Source organism: Egibacter rhizosphaerae, assembly GCF_004322855.1.
In the GTDB taxonomy this organism is placed as follows: Bacteria; Actinomycetota; Nitriliruptoria; order Euzebyales; family Egibacteraceae; genus Egibacter; species Egibacter rhizosphaerae.
The window spans coordinates 3,982,184-3,999,647 of record NZ_CP036402.1; the positions used below are offsets into that span (position 1 = coordinate 3,982,184).

At 72.2% G+C, this 17,464-nt stretch carries 12 protein-coding genes and 1 pseudogene; 5 read left to right on the forward strand and 8 right to left on the reverse strand.

The features are described from left to right. The first annotated feature begins 3 nt into the window (after positions 1 to 3). Both ER308_RS18310 and ER308_RS18315 read left to right on the forward strand, forming a co-directional pair. Complete coding sequence (locus ER308_RS18310) at positions 4 to 705, forward strand: acetoacetate decarboxylase family protein (protein ID WP_131156321.1); 702 nt, start codon at positions 4 to 6, stop codon at positions 703 to 705. Between the two features lie 179 nt (positions 706 to 884). Next, positions 885 to 2,246, forward strand: a complete 1,362-nt coding sequence (locus ER308_RS18315; RefSeq protein WP_131156322.1) for an NAD(P)/FAD-dependent oxidoreductase — start codon at positions 885 to 887, stop codon at positions 2,244 to 2,246. Positions 2,247 to 2,299: 53 nt separating this feature from the next. Here ER308_RS18315 and ER308_RS18320 read toward each other — a convergent pair whose 3' ends face one another. Then, entirely contained in the window at positions 2,300 to 3,730 is a 1,431-nt protein-coding gene (locus ER308_RS18320; protein ID WP_131156323.1) for a GuaB1 family IMP dehydrogenase-related protein, read from the reverse strand. An 87-nt stretch (positions 3,731 to 3,817) separates the two neighbouring features. Further along, a complete protein-coding gene (locus ER308_RS18325; protein WP_131156324.1) occupies positions 3,818 to 4,840 on the reverse strand; it encodes an oxygenase MpaB family protein in 1,023 nt (340 codons plus the stop codon). 217 nt (positions 4,841 to 5,057) lie between these two features. On the opposite strand from ER308_RS18325, the gene ER308_RS18330 reads away from it, so the two are divergent. Continuing rightward, positions 5,058 to 5,828 carry a hypothetical protein gene (locus ER308_RS18330; RefSeq protein ID WP_131156325.1) on the forward strand — a complete coding sequence of 257 codons (771 nt, stop codon included), beginning with the start codon at positions 5,058 to 5,060 and terminating at the stop codon, positions 5,826 to 5,828. Continuing rightward, positions 5,821 to 6,594: a S1C family serine protease gene (locus tag ER308_RS18335; RefSeq protein ID WP_165492240.1), complete on the forward strand. Its 774-nt coding sequence runs from the start codon at positions 5,821 to 5,823 to the stop codon at positions 6,592 to 6,594. The genes ER308_RS18330 and ER308_RS18335 overlap by 8 nt, the downstream gene beginning before the upstream one ends. 100 nt (positions 6,595 to 6,694) lie before the next feature. Here ER308_RS18335 and ER308_RS18340 read toward each other — a convergent pair whose 3' ends face one another. The 5 genes and pseudogenes from ER308_RS18340 to galE all read right to left on the reverse strand — a co-directional run. Then, the gene (locus ER308_RS18340) at positions 6,695 to 8,122 is read right to left on the reverse strand and encodes an alanine/glycine:cation symporter family protein (RefSeq protein WP_131156327.1); all 1,428 of its coding nucleotides are present in this window, start codon (positions 8,120 to 8,122) and stop codon (positions 6,695 to 6,697) included. Positions 8,123 to 8,370: 248 nt separating this feature from the next. Then, positions 8,371 to 9,063, reverse strand: a complete 693-nt coding sequence (locus tag ER308_RS18345) for a spermine/spermidine synthase domain-containing protein (protein WP_131156328.1) — start codon at positions 9,061 to 9,063, stop codon at positions 8,371 to 8,373. Continuing rightward, positions 9,060 to 12,014, reverse strand: a complete 2,955-nt coding sequence (locus ER308_RS18350; RefSeq protein WP_131156329.1) for a transglycosylase domain-containing protein — start codon at positions 12,012 to 12,014, stop codon at positions 9,060 to 9,062. The genes ER308_RS18345 and ER308_RS18350 overlap by 4 nt, the downstream gene beginning before the upstream one ends. 212 nt (positions 12,015 to 12,226) lie before the next feature. Further along, on the reverse strand, positions 12,227 to 12,526 hold the full coding sequence (locus ER308_RS18355) for a hypothetical protein (RefSeq protein ID WP_131156330.1): 300 nt from the start codon (positions 12,524 to 12,526) through the stop codon (positions 12,227 to 12,229). A gap of 82 nt (positions 12,527 to 12,608) precedes the next feature. Continuing rightward, positions 12,609 to 13,760 (reverse strand): annotated as a pseudogene (gene galE, locus ER308_RS18360) (UDP-glucose 4-epimerase GalE); the annotation flags it as partial. A 35-nt stretch (positions 13,761 to 13,795) separates the two neighbouring features. Here galE and ER308_RS18365 point away from each other — a divergent pair. After that, entirely contained in the window at positions 13,796 to 16,075 is a 2,280-nt protein-coding gene (locus tag ER308_RS18365) for a putative bifunctional diguanylate cyclase/phosphodiesterase (RefSeq protein WP_165492242.1), read from the forward strand. Positions 16,076 to 16,082: 7 nt separating this feature from the next. On the opposite strand, the gene mgtE is transcribed toward ER308_RS18365, so the two are convergent. Continuing rightward, positions 16,083 to 17,444: a magnesium transporter gene (mgtE, locus tag ER308_RS18370; RefSeq protein WP_131156332.1), complete on the reverse strand. Its 1,362-nt coding sequence runs from the start codon at positions 17,442 to 17,444 to the stop codon at positions 16,083 to 16,085. Positions 17,445 to 17,464 lie beyond the last annotated feature (20 nt).

Genomic DNA, 17,464 nt, shown 5'->3' on the forward strand with positions numbered 1-17,464 from the left:
CCAGTGACCGACGCCGGTGACCTCGGGCGGATCCCGTCCGTCCTGGCCTGTCGGCTGTCGCCCGAGGACATCGCGAGGCTGCCCCCCGACAGCCCCCCACCCCCGTGGACGTGCGAAGTCCAGGCCACGGTCTGGTGGCATCCGGCCGTGACCGACGCCGATGCGCTGCTGCCCCCGAGCTTGCGGACGCTGGCCGGCCGTCGTCTCACGGTGGGGGTGTTGGCGCGCTATCCGGATGCGCCGGTCGGTCCGTACACCGAGATCGCCGCCGCCCCCGTCATGCTCCACGCCCGTGCGGTGCGGGACCTCGTCGGCGCACACGTGCCGTTCGCCGCGGTCGACACGCTTGGGAGCGTGCGGGCCGGCCGCGCGCATTGGGCGTTGCCCAAGGGTTTGGCGACGTTCGGGGGTGAGCCGGGCGCTGCGCCCGACCGCGCCGAGGGGGTCGGGTGGTGGGTGCGAGCCGCCTTCGAGCCCACCGGGTGGCGGTTCCCGTTCAGGGGCCGACTCGGGCTGCTGCAGGAGGACGGGGAGGGGGAGGTGCGCCGCGTGCCGCTGCGCTGGCGCGGACGCGTGCGACGGGGACGCGTCGACGTCGACGTCCATCGACACAGCGACCTCGCGGGATGGCTCCAACCGGGCCGGCACCGCGGGCTCTCGATCTCCGGGCGCCTGGACGTCCAGCCCGCGATCGAGCAGGGCTGAGTTCTCCCTCGGTGGCCTGACCGGCGCGACCTCTCGGGCGAAAGGGTCGGCTGGGTTGCGTTCGCCGTCATTTGTGAAACACTTCACAAGAGACTTGTGAACCTGATCACAAGCGGTCGCGGACGAGCAGGGAGGGCTGTCGCCCGCCGAGGGGGCGTGAGAGCCCAAGGAGGACCACGATGGACACCCACGCGACGACGCTTCGTGCGGACCGTCAGCGGTCGGCGGCGAGGCCGGCGCAGCCGGTCCGGGCGCGCTGGGCCCAGCCCACGCGCGTGGTTCTCATCGGAGCCGGCTTCGGGGGACTCGCCGCGTTGCGGGAGCTGCGTCGGCGACGAGTCGCGGGTCAGATCGACCTGACCGTCATCGACGAGGTGAACCACCACACGTTCCAGCCGCTGCTGTACCAGGTCGCCACAGCCGGGCTGCAGCCACAGGACGTGGCGCACAGTATCCGGGGTGTGATCGGCTCACGGACCCACGTCGGCTTTCGCCTCGGGCGCGTGGTCGGGGTCGACTGGCCACGTCGGGAGGTCCGCCTGGCGGACGGCGATCGCGTCCCGTACGATCGGCTCGTGATCGCGGCGGGAGCGGTGACGAACGACTTCGGCGTCCCGGGGGTCACCGAGCACGCCTTCGTGTTGAAGCAGCTCGGCGACGCCGCGGCCCTGCGCAACCACATCCTGCGCCGTTTCGAGGAGGCCAGCGCTCATGCGTCCCATCCCGAGGGGACGCTCACGTTCGTCGTGGTGGGGGCGGGACCCACCGGGGTCGAGCTCTCGGGGGCGCTCGCGGAGCTGACCACGCACGTCCTGGCGAAGGACTTCCCCGAGCTCGACACCCGGCAGGTGCGCATCCTGCTGGTCGAGCGGGACGACCTTCCCCTCCCTGGCTACCGTCCGCGGAACCGCCGGTACGCCCGCGCGCGACTCGCTGATCGCGGGGTGGAGGTGGCACTGGCGACGGGCGTGCGGGAGGTCCGTGGCACCGGCGTGCTGCTGAACGATGGCCGGATCGTCGCCAGCCGCACGGTCGTCTGGGCTGCCGGGGTGCGTCCGCACCCGCTGGCCGAGGCCCTCGACCTCCCCCTCGGGCCGGGGGGTCGGATCGCCATCGACGCCACCCTGCGTGTGCACGGTCGTCCGGAGGTGCTGGCCGTTGGCGACGTCGCGGCGGTCACCGAGGGCCCAGAGGGGCCGCATCCCCAGCTCGCACCCGTCGCGTTGCAGCAGGGCCGCCATGCCGCCCGCGAGTTGCTCCGCGAGCGGGCGGGCGAACCGCCCCGACCGTTCGGTTACGTCGACAAGGGCAAGATGGCCACGATCGGCCGCAGCGCCGCCGTCGCCGAGAGCCCGGGTGGCCGTCTGGCCGTTCGGGGGTTCGTCGCGTGGGTGGCGTGGCTGCTGCTGCACGTGGCCTTCCTGGTGGGGTTCCGCAATCGCGCCAGCGTGCTGTTCACGTGGGCCTACAGCTATCTCACCTACGACCAGAGCGCCCGAGCGGTGTTCGAGGCGCGGGGAGTCGCCGACGGCGGGCCATAGCCCCCGGCGGTCGCTGTCGAGGGGCGGGGTGACCGGCCGGTCCCCGGCCACGCTCAGCTGTCGGGTCGTGGCTGGCCCTCGACGAAGCCGGCGGTCGACTGCACGCCCAGGACGGCGTGCTCGTGGAACGCTTCGAGGTCGGTCGCGCCCACGTAGCTGCAGGCGCTGCGCAGGCCCGCGACGATCGAGTCGAGTTGGTCCTCGACGCCCGGAGCGTCCGGATCGAGGTAGCGTCGGGCGGACGAGATCCCCTCCTCGAACAGCCCCTTGCGGGCGCGCTCGAACGGATCGTCGTGTTGTGTGCGGCGTTGCACGGCGCGGGCGGAGGCCATGCCGAAGCTCACCTTGTACGGCCGCTCGTGGGCGTCGGTGTGCAGGTCCCCCGGGGACTCGTAGGTGCCGGCGAACCACGAGCCGATCATGACGCTGCTCGCTCCCGCCGCGAGAGCCAATGCGACGTCACGAGGATGGCGGACCCCGCCGTCGGCCCAGACGTGCGCGTCACGGGCGCGGGCCTGTGCAGCGCACTCCACGACGCTCGAGAGCTGCGGACGTCCCACCGCGGTCATCATGCGGGTCGTGCACATGGCCCCGGGCCCGACACCGACCTTCACGATGTCCGCTCCCGCGTCGACCAGGTCCGCGGCGCCCTGGGCGGTGCAGACGTTGCCGGCGACGATGGGCACGCCGAGCTTGAGGGCGTGCACGGCTTCGAGGGTCCTGAGCATGCGCTGCTGGTGGCCGTGCGCGGTATCGATCACGAGGAGGTCGCAGCCCGCGTCGACGAGCGCCTTCGCCCTGGCCGTGGCGTCGCCGCTGACGCCCACCGCGGCACCGATGCACAGGCGCCCCTGGCCATCGAGGGCGGGTTCGTACAAGGCGGAGCGCAGGGCTCCGGTTCGGGTGAGCAGGCCGGCGAGCTCGCCCTGCGCGTCCACCACGGGCGCCAACCGACGGTGTGCCTCGGCGAGGGCGTCGAACGCGTCGCGGGGTGCCTGCCCCGTGGACAGGGTGAGGAGTTCCCGGGACATGACCTCGTGCACCTGGGTGAACCGGTCGACCTCGGCGCAGTCCCCGCTCGTGACGATCCCCACGGGGCGGCCGTCCTCGACGACCACCGCGGCATCGTGCGCTCGCTTGGGGATCAGGGTGAGCGCATGGCCGACCGTCTCGGTCGGGGCCAGCGTGATCGGGGTCTCGAGCAGGGGATCGGCCTGCTTCACCAGGTGGATCGCGTCGGACACCACGTCCTCGGGAATGTCCTGCGGGATCACCCCGAGCCCGCCCCGGCGGGCCATCGTCTCGGCCATCCGACGTCCGCTGACCGCCGTCATGTTGGCGGCGACCACGGGCGTGGGAAGGCCGGCGGCGTCGGGGGAGCGCAGCGCCACGTCGAGCCGCGACTCGACCGCACCGGCACGGGGAACCAGGAACGCGTCCTCGTAGGTGAGGTCGTACTCGGGCGGGTCGCCAAGGAACCGCATCTCGCACCTCGTCGGTTCGGCTTCGGGCAGGCCACGCGCCTCCCGACCCTCGACGGTAGCGCAACGGTGGTCAGGCCGACCGACGGTTCAAGCCCCGAGCGCGTGGTCCGTACCCGCCGGATCCGACGCGGCACGTCGCGCGGCGGCATCCCGTGCCGGCGACGTGCCCACGGTGAGCCGCAGCGCCCCGAGCAGCGCCCTGGTCTGGGCGGTGGCCGGTGCGGTCGCGAGACGGCCCGACGGCAGGTCGAGCAGCGCCCGCTGCGCCGGAGCGAGGGTCGCGAGCGCCCCCGCGAGCAGGGGGAGGTAGGCCGCGCGCAGGGTGGGGGGCAGGGGCGGCCAGCGCAGGAACCGAAAGGCCTCGCGGCCCTGCTCGGTGATCGTCAACTCCGGACGGTAGGCGGCGAGCCTGGCGTCGAGCTCGGCCCCGGTGGTCGGCACCCACCCCTCCCGGACGAGCGGCAGTTCCAATCGGCCCGTCCGGAGCGCGGTGAGCGCCTCGGGGTCCGCGGCCAGCCGCTCCAGGTCGACCCGCGCGTCGAGGAGGCTGGCGGCGCGAGCCTGCTCGGCGACGAACCGGTCCACGACGTCGGGCTCGGCCGGCCGCGGCGCGAACACGGCATCGGTGGCGAGCATGCTCGAGGTCAGGGCGAGCGAGACCCAGCCGAGCAGGCGCGGCTCCTCGGCGGCGTAGGACCTCCCGTCGGGAGCGGTGCCGCGCACGGTGGTGTGCACGCGACGGATCACCCTGGCGGTGTCCAGCGCCTCGCGCGTGGAGCCGAAGGTCGTGACGGTGATGTAGGCGCTGGTCCGGTGGAGGCGTCCGAGCGGGTCGGTGCGGAACGCCGAATGGTCGGCGACACCGGCCATCGCATGGGGGTGCAGGAGTTGCACGAGCAGGGCGCGGACGCCACCGGCGATCGCGGCGGGCTCGGCGATGATCCGCCACGAGGCCGAACCCGGCCCGAAGAGCCCGGGGTCGCCGGGATCCGCGGTGACGTCGAAGGGCGGGGCCCCGAAGACGCGTGCGAGGCCGGACCGGACGAGGGTGCGCGCGAGCGGCAGACCGTGCGGGCTGAGGCCCGCGAGGCGGCGGAACGGCGTGGGCATGCGGGCAGCCTTCCGCGCACGAGGGGACGCGAACCCGTCCGTTGGGGTGGTCAGGCCGGAGGATCCGGGCTGGCCTACCGTGCGTGCTGTGGGGCACACTCGGTGATGAACCCTCGGAGGAGGCGGTAGCGAGCGCCGTCGAACCGGCGCTCCGATTCCCGGGGTCACCAGGACCACCTGACCGATCCGGGTGTGACGAGCGGAGGAGGACCGCGGGATGCCGAGCCGCGATCCGCACGAGGACGATGCCGGTCAGCCGACCGGCGAGTGGGTTGAGGGCGCGCCCTCGGAGGAGCGTCAGGACCGCACGGGCACGGCCGATCCGGATGTGGTCATCGACCTCACTGACGACGCGCTGGCGAGCACCGGACCGGTCGTCGAGCACCGCGGTCCCGGTGTCCCCGCCGGGCGCTGGGGAGCGCGGCACCAGCCGGTCGCGCCCGCGGCGCCGGCGTCGGCTCGCCCCCGTGGCGCCTGGATGGGGCTGGTCGTGGTCCTCGCGCTGGCCGTGGTGGTGCTCGCCGCGACGGCGCTCGTGACGCATCAGCGCGGCGTGTCGTGGCAGAGCCGTGCCGAGGAGGCCACCGAGCGATTGACCGCGGTCGACGGTGCGCGCGCGCAAGCCGAGCAACGCGCGGCGGAGGCCGAGCGGGTCGCCGAGGAGGAGGCGGCCGCCCGGCGTGACGCCCAGGCGGAACAGGAGCAGGCGCTCGCCGATCTCGACGCGAGCGAAGCGGACGTCGCGGCGCTCGAGTCACGCCTCTCGGACACGGCGGCGGCCAAGGCTCGACTCGAGGACGCCCTCGCGGTCAACGACCCGACCCTCGCGGGATCGGGGGACGATCAGCTGACCGTTCGACTCGACCGCTGTCTCGAGCAGTTGGACGCCTGGCTCGCCGGCGATGCGGACGGGTCGGCGCGTGACGCGGCACCCGCCTGTGACGACGCCCGGGAGCGCCTGGGGGAGGTCACGGCTCGCGGTGACTAGACGGCTTGTCCCCGCGGCGCGGCGGCTTGGCTCCGCCGGGGCCGCCGTGCTCTTGCTGGCCTCCTGCTTGGCGGTGCCGCCCGATGACGACGTCCACTTGGAGCGCGAGAGCGCGCCGGCCGCGGACGAGGGGACGCCCAGCCACGGCCCGGACGCCTCCGCGGAGATCCGTGCCGAGAGCGTCGAACGCCTGGCCCGCGAAGCGACCACACGGGTGCGCGCGGTCGGCTGCGACCGGTTGAGGACCGGTTCCGGGGTGCACCTGGGCGACGGGCTGGTCGTGACCAACCGCCACGTCGTCGACCAGGCCGATGAGGTGTCGATCAACAGCTGGGACGGCACCCGGGGGGAGGCGCGCACCGTCGGGGTGGCCGACGATGCCGACATCGCGCTGCTCCAGGTCGACGAGGCCCCCGTCGAGCACGTGGTGTTGACGGATACCGACCCCGAGCCGGAGGAGCGGCTGGTCCTGCTTGGACACCCGGGGGGAGGTCCGCAGGTCGTCGCGCGAGGCCCGGTCCTCGGATATCTGGCGCCCGAGGAGCTGCCCGACCTCGAGCCTCACGACGAGGTGCTGCGCATCGGCGCGCTCGTGTCGCCCGGCAGCTCAGGGGGACCGGTGCTCGACGGGCAGGGGCGCCTCGCGGCGGTGGTGTTCGCCTACGAGGCCGGTGCAGGCCACGCACTGGCCATTCCCGCGACCCAGCTCGAAGCGTTCGTCGACACACGACCCCGGGATCTGGCCCCACCGGCCGGCTGCCGGTGACCCCGCCCCCCGGCGACCGGGGGACCGGGGACCGGCAGCGAGCACTGTCCGGGGCCGGACCGGTACCCGCCCGGTGGCGAGCATCGGCCCGGCCCGTCTTCTACTCGTCCTTCGGTGGCGGTGCCGGGCCCTTCTTCGGGTCGTCGAGGGCGGTGACGACCTTCCAGTCGGGACGGCTCATGTACTCGCGCGTCTCGCGCGCGATCATCCCCGAAAGCAGCACGAGGCCGATGAGGTTCGGCAGCGCCATCAGGCCGTTCATCACGTCGGCGAAGGTCCAGACGACGCCCACCTCGAACAGCGCACCGACGAAGATCAGGACGACGAACACCACTCGGTAGGGCTCGACGGCGCGTCGTCCGAACAGGAAGTCCATGCAGCGCTCGCCGAAGTAGCTCCAGCCCAGCAGTGTCGAGAAGGCGAACAGCACGACCGCCACGGTCACGAGGATTCCCCCCCACTCACCCGGCAGGCCCTCGCTGAAGGCCCGGATGGTCACGAGGGCGCCCTCGCGGTCGGCGATCTCCTCGACCCGGAACCAGGTGTCGGTGACGATGATCGTGAGCGCGGTGAACGAGACGACCACCAACGTGTCGATGAACGTCTGGGTCATCGACACCAGCGCCTGGCGTACCGGGTGGGAGGTCTGGGCGGCCGCGGCGGCGATCCCGCCGGTCCCCAGACCCGACTCGTTCGAGAAGATTCCCCGCGCCACGCCCTGCTGGATGACCGCGGCGATGCCGGCCCCGGCGAAGCCACCCGTGGCGGCGGTCCCGGTGAACGCGTCGTTGAAGATGGTCGCGATCGCTGCCGGGAGCGCCTCCACGTTGACGATCAGGACCCAGAGGGCGGCGAGGATGTAGAAGACCGCCATGATCGGGACGAACATCGCGGCGACGCGGCCGATCGACCGGATGCCGCCGATGATGACGGTCGCCGCGAGCACCGTGAGGATGAGGCCCGTGATCCACGTCTCGACGCCGAACTGGTCGTTCACGCTGTCGGCCACGGTGTTGGCCTGGACCATGTTGCCGATGCCGAACGCGGCGATCGCGGCGAACACCGCGAACAGCACGCCCAGCACGGGGCCGATCCCGGGGAGCCCCCGGCTGAGGTAGAACATTGGACCACCGCTCTGCTCGCCCTTGGCATCGACGCGGCGGTACTTGACGCCCAGGAAGGCCTCGGAGTACTTCGTGGCCATCCCGACCAGGCCCGTGACCCACATCCACAGGACCGCACCGGGGCCACCGATGGCGATCGCACCGGCCACACCGGCGATGTTGCCGACACCGATCGTCGCCGCGAGCGCGGTGGAGAGTGCCTGGTAGTGGGAGATGTCGCCCTCGGTGCCCTCCTCCTTGCGTTTGATGAGGGCCAACCAGAGCGCGTAGATCAACCGGCGGAACTGCAGGCCCTTGAGGATGATGGTCAGCCAGAGCCCGGTGAGCAGCAGCAGGGGAATGAGCAGGTACTCGCCCCAGACGATGCCGCTGAACCAATCGAGTGCGTCTTCGACAGCTTCCATTCCCCCTCCGATCCGGGCGTCACGGCCCGACGGACCTGGCGGCGGTTGCAGGGGTGGCGCGGGCCACGGGCTCGAAGGAGTCCCTGCTCGCGACGCCCTGCTCTCATCGGCGAGATGAGAATAGACCTGGTGGCAACCCCTCCCGCGCCCCTCCACTCACCCCGGCGCGACATCTCGCTGCTTCGCCCGGGGTCCTCCCGCCCGTCGTCCGGATCTGCCGGGTGGCCGACTCTCGGAATCGACTGGGGTCAGGACGAGGGGTCGGCGACCGGGTCCTGACCGGCGAGCAGCAGGACGTCGGGTGCGCCCCGGGGCACCGGTCGTTCATGGACCGTCACGGGGCCCACGTGCTCGCCGAGGCGAGTGGCGAACGTCGGATCCTCAGCGGAGGCCCAGACGGCGAGCACGCCGCCGGGACCCAACAGGCCGGCCAGCCCCGCGAGCCCCGTGGCGTCGTACAGCCACGCGTTCGACGGGTACAGCGTCCAGCCCGGCCCGTTGTCCACGTCGAGGCAGACGACGTCGGACGGGTCCATGGGGACCGAACCCCGGACGATGTCGGTGACGTCAGCGATCTCCACCCTGACCCTGGGGTCGTCGAGGACCGGGCCGACCGCCTCCGCGGCGTGGGTGCGCTGCCACCGCACGACGACGGGCTCGATCTCGACGACGAGGACCTCGTGGACCCGCGGGTCCGCGAGTACCGCCGCGACCGTGACGCCCAGTCCGAGCCCCGCCACCAGGACACGTCGCGGGGACGGATGAGCCGCGAGGGCCAGCCGCCCGAGCTCCCGCTCGCTGTGCGATGCCGCGGTCGACATCAGGAAGACCCCGTCGGCGATCAACTCGAGATCCCCGCCCCGCTGGCGCAGCGCGAACTCTCCCCGTGGCGTCGTCACCCGCTCGAGGACCCTCGCCGTCGCGTCGGGGTCGGGCGTCATCGATCCCGCGTGCGGGCACGCACGATCCGTGCACGGTCCGGCCCGGCGGCCGAGTCCTCTCCGCCGTTGCCGCCGCCCCCGGGGCCCTCGCCGCGGCCCCCGGTACCGTTGCCGTTGTTGCCGTTGTTGCCGTTGTTGCCGTTGTTGCCGTTGCCGCCGTTGCCGCTATTCCCGTTGCCTCCGTTGCCGCCGTTCTCGTCCTCGTCGTCCTCGTCGTCCTCGTCGTTGTCGGGGAAGTCGTCCTCGTCGTCCTCGTCCTCGTCGTCCTCGTCCTCGTCCTCGTCCTCGTCTTCCTCGTCCTCGGGTTCGGGGGGATCGACGACGTCGAACTCGAGCCTGGCGATGGTCAACTCGACGGTCTCCCCGGGCTCCAGGCTCGACCCGGCCGAGGGGCGTTGCCTGGTCACCTCGTCCGCACCGGCCTCGGGGGGCTGGACGATGCGGAAGCGCTCCTCGACCTCGTCGAGCGGCGTGCCGTCGGCCGGCGGGTCGACATCGCCATCGAACCAGGACTCGGCATCGCGGGGCTCGATCTCGGCGGTCACGTCCTGTTCGTCGGTGACCTCGCCCTCGTACTCGGCCTCCGCGAGCACCTCGAGCGCCTCGTCCTCCGGCAACCCGACGACGTCGGGCACCTCGGGCTCGTCACCCTCCCCGTCGCTCACCTCGACCTCGACGAGCGTGCCAGCCCGTACACCGGCGCCGGGATCGATCGACTGCTCAATGGTCGTGCCGGGCTCCTCGAAGCTCTCCACCTCGCGGATCACGAGGTGCAGATCGTAGGCGCCCACGACCGCGTGACGTTCGGCGCCGGTGGGCTCACCGTCGTCGGCGGCGGCGGTGGCCTGCTCACCGGGAATCGCCGAGACCACCTCGAGGTCCTGGTTGACGAAATCGTCGATGTCGCGCTCGAGGAAGTCGGGCACGGTGACGGAGTCCTCGGGCGGGGGCTCCGGCAGCGCCCCCGCCTCCCGGGTCTCGTGCGCCGCGGTCATCGCTGCGGACCACATGTCGGCGGGCAGCGACCCGCCCGTGATCGTGCCCTGCTCGCCGCCGATGTCGGCCATCTCCGCGCCGCGCTCGTGCCCCATCCACAGCGAGGCCGCGAGACCCTCCTCACCTCCGGAGTACCCGGCGAACCAGGCGTCCAGGTTGTCGTCGGTCGTACCGGTCTTGCCGGCGACCGGGACGTTCTCGACCTGCGCACGCGTGCCGGTCCCCGATGTCACGACGCGCTCCATGAAGCCCGACAGGTGCCCGGCGATGTCGGGATCGAGCGTTTCGACGCAGTCGGGGTCCTCCTCGTCGATGACGACCGTGTCACCGTGGCGCACCTCGGCAACGCCGTGTGGCTCGCAGCGTTGTCCACCGTTGGCGATGGTGGCGTACGCGGCGGTCATCTCCAGCGGCCACGTGCTGCCGGACCCGAGGGCGGTCGAGCAGAGCGCCTCGAGCTGGCCGTGTTCCAGTCCCGCACGCTCGGCCGCGTCCACCATGTCGTCGAGGCCGGCCTGGATGCCCGCCTTGACGTGGTAGACGTTCGAGGACATCTCGAGGGCGTCGTCCATCGTGAGGACGCCGTGGTCGCTCCCCCCGTAATTCTGCGGCGAGTACTCGTCACACCCGCCGACCTCCTCGCCGGTGTCGGACGTGTCCTGCCAACCCGGTGGCATGCCCTCCTCCATGGCGGCAGCCAGGACGAAGGGCTTGAACGCGCTACCGGGCTGACGTCCGGACCCGCCCATGCCCGGAGCGGTCGGGTTCACGCTCGTGAACTCGCAGTCGGCGGGCACCTCCGCATCCGGGTCGTCCCCGAGGTCGCAGTCCCCGAACTCCCGGGGACCGACCGCCATGGCCCGGACGGCCCCCGTGCCCGGTTCCAGCGCGGTGAAGGACGCTTGCGGGTCCGCCGTGGGATCGGTCAGCACGTCGGAGATCGCCTCCTCCGCGGCCTCCTGCAGATCGCGATCCAGGGTCGTGTGGATCTCGAGGCCGCCCGAGTAGAGCCGGCGGCTGCGCTCGGCCTCGTCGTTGCCGAGTCGTTCGTCGTCGATGAGCTCGTTGGTGATCCACGTGGTGAAGAAGGGAAATTCCGGCGCCTCCGGCGGGCTCGGATCCAGCACGACCTCGCTGGCCTGCGCTTCGTCGGCCTGCGCGCGGCTGATCGCACCGGTCGCGACCATCTGATCGAGCACGATGTTGCGCCGCTGTTCGGCCTCCTCGGGATTGCGGATCGGGTTGTTCGTCTCGGGTGCGCGGAGCAGTCCGGCGAGGAGCGCCGCCTGCTCGAGGGTGACCTCGTCCGCCGGGGTGGCGAAGTAGCGTTCGGCCGCCGTTGCCACCCCGTAGACGCGTTCGCCGAAGTACGCCTCGTTGAGGTAGGCGGTGAGGACCTCGTCCTTGTCCATCTCCCGCTCCAGCTGGATGGCCATCCAGGCCTCCTCGGCCTTGCGCCGGAACGTCTGCTCGGGGGACAGGAACGCGTTCTTGACGAACTGCTGGGTGATCGTCGAACCGCCCTGCACCACCTCGCCCACTCGCTGGTTCGTCGCGAGCGCGCGCATCACGGCCCGATGGTTGACCCCGGGATGCTCATAGAACTGCGCGTCCTCGGTGGCGATGACCGCGTCCTTGACGACCGGCGCGATCTCGTCGCCGTCCACGCGCACCCGGTTCTCGTCCTGGAACAGGGTCGCGAGCTCCTCCCCGTCGGCGTCGTAGACGACGCTGCGCTCCGCCGGGCCCTCGATCTCGTCGGGCAGCGACGGCGCGCCCGACACCAGGCGCAGCAGGGGGCTTCCCAAGCGCACCGCCACCTCGGGCGGAGCCAGGTAGAGCCCGCCGACGAAGACGACGAGCAGGCCGACCAGCGTCGCGAGCGTGATGAGGCTACGGCCCCAGGCGGTCTTGCGGAACGGTCGGCGGGTCCTGCGGGCAGTGGTGGACGCCACCAGTCGGCTCCTGGAGGTGGGCGGCCGTGCCGGCTCGCGGCCGCGGGTCAAGGACGGGGGTCGGTGGCCGGCGCTCCCGGGCACTCATGGTGCCACTGACGGGCGCGGTCTTCCCGTTGGCAGGAGTGGCGGACTCGTCCCTCGGGCCGACGCCCGTGTTCCACGGGACTCGTGCCGTCAGGCGGGGCGGCGGGGGACCGGTGCGTACGGGCTCAGCGGTCGCCGTGCTCGGGGATCAGCAGCTCGACGGTGGTGTCGTCCCAGGGGTCCGGCCACCCCGGGTCGGCGGGTGCGCCCCAGCGGGCGTGTTCCCGGACCAGCAGTTCGCGCTGTCGACCGTTCGCGTCGCGCAGGATCACCTGGCCCCCGGCCCGCATGGTCGACTCGAGCAGTGCCTCGTGGCTGAGGGCGCGGCTGATCGCCGTGCCGACGTCCACGCCCTGCACGGCCGCGAGCTCCTCCAACAACACGGCGAGCTCGCCCCGCAGACGCAGTCGCACTTCGCTCGTCATCGCCCCGCCTTTCGTCCATCAGGTCGAATGGTGACGCCAGGCTTTGAGTATACGGTATGTGACCGGCGATCTCGCTATGTAGTTAGGTCGAGTCGGTCATCCCGTCGCTCAGACGGTGCCGGTGCCAGTCCCAGGCGCTGGCCACGATCGCGTCCAGATCCCGGTGGTGGGGCTCCCAGCCCAGGACCTCCCGCGCCCGATCGGACGAGGCCACGAGTTCGGCCGGGTCGCCCGGACGGCGCTCGGCCGTGCGCACCGGGATCGGGTGGCCGGTGACGCGTCGTGCCGCCTCGATGACCTCGTGGACCGAAACGCCCGCGCCTCCGCCGAGATTGCAGACGAGTTGCTCGCGGCCGCCCAGGGCCTCGAGGGCTCGGACGTGAGCATCGGCCAGGTCGGCCACGTGGACGTAGTCGCGGACGCAGGTCCCGTCCCGGGTCGGGTAGTCGGTCCCGAACACGGCGATCTCGTCGCGCTGCCCGGCCGCGACCTCGAGCACGAGCGGGATCAGGTGCGTCTCGGGATCGTGCAACTCGCCCCGGTCGGGCGTCGCGCCGCAGGCATTGAAGTAGCGCAGCGCCGCGACCCGCAAGGGCCGCAGCTCGCTGACCCATTCGAGTGCCCGTTCGGCGAGCAGCTTGGAGGCGCCGTACGCGTTCGTCGGCTCGGTGGGGTCGTCCTCGCGGATCGGGAGGCGCACGGGGTCGCCGTAGACCGCGGCGGTCGACGAGAGCACGAAGCGTTCGATCCCCGCGCCGACGAGCACCTCGAGCAGGCGCAGGGTCCCGCCGGTGTTGGCCGCGAAGTAGGTCTCGGGCACGCGCATCGACTCGCCCGCCTCGATCCGGCCCGCGAAGTGCACGCACGCGTTCAGACCCTCGTCGAGCGCCCGGTGCACGGTTCCGGGGTCGCTCACATCGCCGATCACCAAGGAGGCCGCATCGGGGACGAACTCACGGTGCCCCCGTGAGAGGTCGTCGAGGACGGTCACCTCGTGGCCGGCGTCGATGAGCGCGGCGGCGGTCACCGAGCCGATGTAGCCCGCGCCACCGGTGACCAGCACTCGCATCGTCACGCCTCCGTCGAAACACCGCTCCGTTCGGTGTCGATTCTCCCGGTTCCCACCGCGACGTGCGAACTCGACGGACGCGGGGCGGTCCCGGGTGGGTCGCGCCCGGCCGCGAGCATTAACGTCGTGCGGTTTCCCGCCGACGGCAGCGACGAGGCGACGGAACCGTGTGGACCGGTCGTGCCGAGGAGCGAGGCGGGGTGCGCGAGCAGCGAAGGGAGGGGGCGCGGTTGACGGGCGAGCGCGCCGAGGCGGCGGGGCCGCCGCTGCCCGACCACACCGCGACGCTCGGACGGCTCGTGGCTCGCCTCGTGGCTCGCCTGGCCGCTCAGTCGGACGACGCCCTGGACGACATCGTGCGATCCGCGTTGGCGACGCTCGGTACCCAGTGCGACGTCGAGCAGGCCTACGTCTGCGCCACCGAGGACGGCGAGCGGTTGACCTGCACCCACCACTGGAACGCGCATGCGGATCCCGCGCCGGCGATCCCCGGGGTGCCGGCCGAGGTCGCGATCCGGTGGTGGCCGCGGCTCGCCGCCGGCCTGCCCGTGTGCCTGCCCGACGTGCGGGCGCTGGCCGATGAGCGAACAAGCAGCGTGCTGGGTGATGGGGGCGTCCGGTCGTTCCTCGCGGTGCCTCTGCGCGACGCCGGTCGGCTGACCGGGGCCCTGGCGTTCGCGAGCCTCCGCGCGCCCCGTGCGTGGACCAGGGCGGAGATCGACCTCCTCCAAGCGGTGGCCGACACGCTCGCGATGGCCCGCTCCCGCGAGGAGGCGGAAGCCGTGCGCAGCCGCGGCGAGCGGAGGGCGCACGCCCTGACCGCGCACGGTTCCGAGCTGGTCGTCGTGATCGGACCCGACGGGACGGTCGCTGGGGCGGGGCCGACAACGCGCCGGGTGTTGGGCTGGGAGCCGAACAACCTCCTCGGGCGGTCCGCACACGATCTCGTCGCCGAACCCGACCGCGACACGTTCGCGAATCGCCTCGTCACGCTGGTGGATCGTCCCGGGGAGCCGACGCGGCTCCCGGATCTGCGGATGGTCCACGCCGACGGCAGCGTCCGGTGGATGGAGCTCACCGTCACCAACCTGCTCGGTGAGCCCGCGGTCCACGGAATGGTCGTGAACGCGCACGACGTCACCGAGCGGGTGCGCGCCGAAGCGGCGTTGACGCACCAGGCGCTGCACGATCCGTTGACCGGCCTGCCGAACCGCGGACTCCTCCTCGACCGGCTGAGTCACGCCCTCGAGCGGGCACAGCGGGCACGGCGCGAGGTGGTCGTGCTGTTCGCCGATCTCGACGACTTCCAGCTCGTGAACCAGTCGCTCGGCCACACCGCGGGGGACACCGTGCTGATCGAGGTGGCCGGGCGGCTGCAGGCGGTGGTGCGTGCTGCCGACACCGTCGCCCGCTTCGGCGGTGACCAGTTCGTCGTCGTCGCCGAGGACGCTGCCGTCGGCGACCACGCCGTGGACCGGCTGGCGAGCACCGTCACCGAGGAGTTGCGCCGCCCCTTCGTCGTCGGGGGTCGCAGCTGCTACCTGTCGGCGAGCATCGGGGTCGCGCGTGGCTCGGCGGACGTCACCGCCGAGCGGCTGCTCGCCGAGGCCGACGCCGGTCGACGTGACGCGAAGGAGCGAGGCCACGACCGGATCGCGCTCGTCGACGGCGACCGGCGGGACGAGACCTTGCGGCGGTTGCAGCTCGTCGACGCGCTGCACCACGCGGTCGCTCGGGGCGAGCTGCGCCTCGAGTACCAGGCCGTCGTCGAGCTCGACAGCGGCCGGGTGGTCGGCGCGGAGGCGCTCGTGCGGTGGCAGCGCCCGTTCGAGCCCCCGCTCGGTCCGTCCGAGTTCATCCCGGTCGCCGAGGAGACCGGCCTGATCGCGCCGGTCGGGGCGTGGGTCCTGGATGAGGCACTGCACCAGGTCGTGGCATGGGAGCGTGCGCGGCCGGCGGCGGCGCCACTGCGGGTGCTCGTCAACGTGAGCGCGCGTCAGCTCGACTCGGGCGACTTCGTCGAGACCGTCGCCGGTCTACTCGCCAGTGCGGGTGCCCGGCCGGAGCAGCTGTGCCTGGAGGTCACCGAGGGGGTGCTGCAACAGCAGCCCGATCACACCCGGACCGTCCTCCGGGATCTCCGGGCCCTCGGGGTCGGGATCGCCATCGACGACTTCGGAACCGGATACTCCTCACTCGCCGAGTTCCGGGACCTGCCCATCGATGCCGTGAAGATCGACCGGCGCTTGGTCGCGGGCGTCGAGCACGATCGGCGGGACGCGGCCGTGGTGTCCGCAGCGGTGCGGTTGGCTCGCGATCTCGACCTGGAACCCCACGCGGAGGGCGTTGAGACCGTCGCGCAGCAGCACCGGGTCCACGAGCTGGGTTGTGCGCTGGCGCAGGGCTACCTGCTGCATCGTCCCGCTCCGCCCGAGGAGCTCCTCCCGTTGCTGGCACCCGACCCGACCCACCGTCCGTGAGCCCGGATCACAGCCCGAACGGCGACAGCGCCGCCAGGGTGAGCTGGTCGGCGAGGACCGTGATCGCGATCCCCAGGTAGATCAGCAGGCCCGTCGCGTCCACCAACGTGGTGATGATCGGTGCTGACAGGACCGCCGGATCGAGGCCCAGCCGCTTGGCGAGCATCGGCAGGGCGGCGCCGGCGAAGGTCGCCCAGATCACGATCACGAACAGCGTGCTCGCGATGATGACGCCGAACTCCGCCCCGAAGAACAGCGTCACGAGCGGGAACGCGAGCGCACCCAGCATCGCCCCGAGCATGACCCCGACCAGCAGCTCCCGCGAGACGACGCGCGGGAGGTCGCGGAAGCGGATCTCGTCGACGGCCATGGCGCGGATGACGACCGTCGAGGCCTGCGCCCCGGAGTTGCCTCCGGTGTCGATCAGGAGCGGGATGAAGACCGCGAGCGTCGAGATCTGCTCGAGCGTCGCCTCGAAGGCGGTCAGCACGTTCACGGTCAGGGCGGCCGCGATCCCGAGGAACAGCAGCCACACCGCCCGCTTGCGAGCGAGATGGAACGGACCGACCGAGAGGTAGGGCCGCTCGAGCGGCTCGACACCACCGGCGCGGCTGACGTCCTCGGTGACCTCGCGCTCGAACACCTCCATGGCGTCGTCGACGGTGACCACGCCGACGAGCCGGTCCTCGTGGTCGACGACGGGGACCACGAGGACGTCGGCCTCCTGGATCAGGCGGGCGACCTCCTCCTGGTCGGCGTCGACGTCCACCGAGTGGACCTCGGTGCGCATGAGGTCGCCCACGCGCCTCGCCGAGTCCGCGAGCACCAGATCCCTGAGGCTGATGACCCCGAGCAGCTTGCGTTGGTCGTCGGTGACGGGGAGCAGGTAGATCGTCTCGGCGGCCTCGCCGCTGCGGCGCACCTTCGCGAGCGCGTCCGCGACGCTCATCGACGCCCGCAGGTTGACGTACTCCGGGGTCATCATCCGGCCGGCCGACTCCGGCGGATAACCGAGGAGGATGGCCGTCAGTTGGCGCTCGTCCGACGAGAGGCCCGCCCGCAGGCGGTTGGCGACCTTCGCGGGCATCTCGTCGAGGAGTCGGACGCGATCGTCGGGCTCCATCGACTCCACGAGCTCGCGGACGCGTTCCTCCCGCAAGCTCTCGAGGAGCTCCTGCTGGTGGATCGGATCGAGCAGCTCGAAGACCTCGAGCGCGCGATCCTTGGCCAGCAGACGGAAGGGGATCGCGCGATCCTCGGGATCGAGGCGTGCCAGCTCGTCGGCGATGTCGAGCGCGCCGGTCTCCTCGAGCCAGGAACGCAGCGCGTTGACGTCGTTCGTGCGGGTCAGTTCCTGTAGCTCGGCCACGGATCGGCCTCCGGGCACCG

What these genes read in the sequence shown, in the direction of transcription:
- ER308_RS18315 (WP_131156322.1), top strand. Translation starts at nt 885, where the DNA reads ATGGACACCCACGCGACGACGCTTCGTGCGGACCGTCAGCGGTCGGCG.
- ER308_RS18320 (WP_131156323.1), bottom strand. Translation starts at nt 3,730, where the DNA reads ATGCGGTTCCTTGGCGACCCGCCCGAGTACGACCTCACCTACGAGGAC.
- ER308_RS18325 (WP_131156324.1), bottom strand. Translation starts at nt 4,840, where the DNA reads ATGCCCACGCCGTTCCGCCGCCTCGCGGGCCTCAGCCCGCACGGTCTG.
- ER308_RS18330 (WP_131156325.1), top strand. Translation starts at nt 5,058, where the DNA reads ATGCCGAGCCGCGATCCGCACGAGGACGATGCCGGTCAGCCGACCGGC.
- ER308_RS18340 (WP_131156327.1), bottom strand. Translation starts at nt 8,122, where the DNA reads ATGGAAGCTGTCGAAGACGCACTCGATTGGTTCAGCGGCATCGTCTGG.
- ER308_RS18345 (WP_131156328.1), bottom strand. Translation starts at nt 9,063, where the DNA reads ATGACGCCCGACCCCGACGCGACGGCGAGGGTCCTCGAGCGGGTGACG.
- ER308_RS18355 (WP_131156330.1), bottom strand. Translation starts at nt 12,526, where the DNA reads ATGACGAGCGAAGTGCGACTGCGTCTGCGGGGCGAGCTCGCCGTGTTG.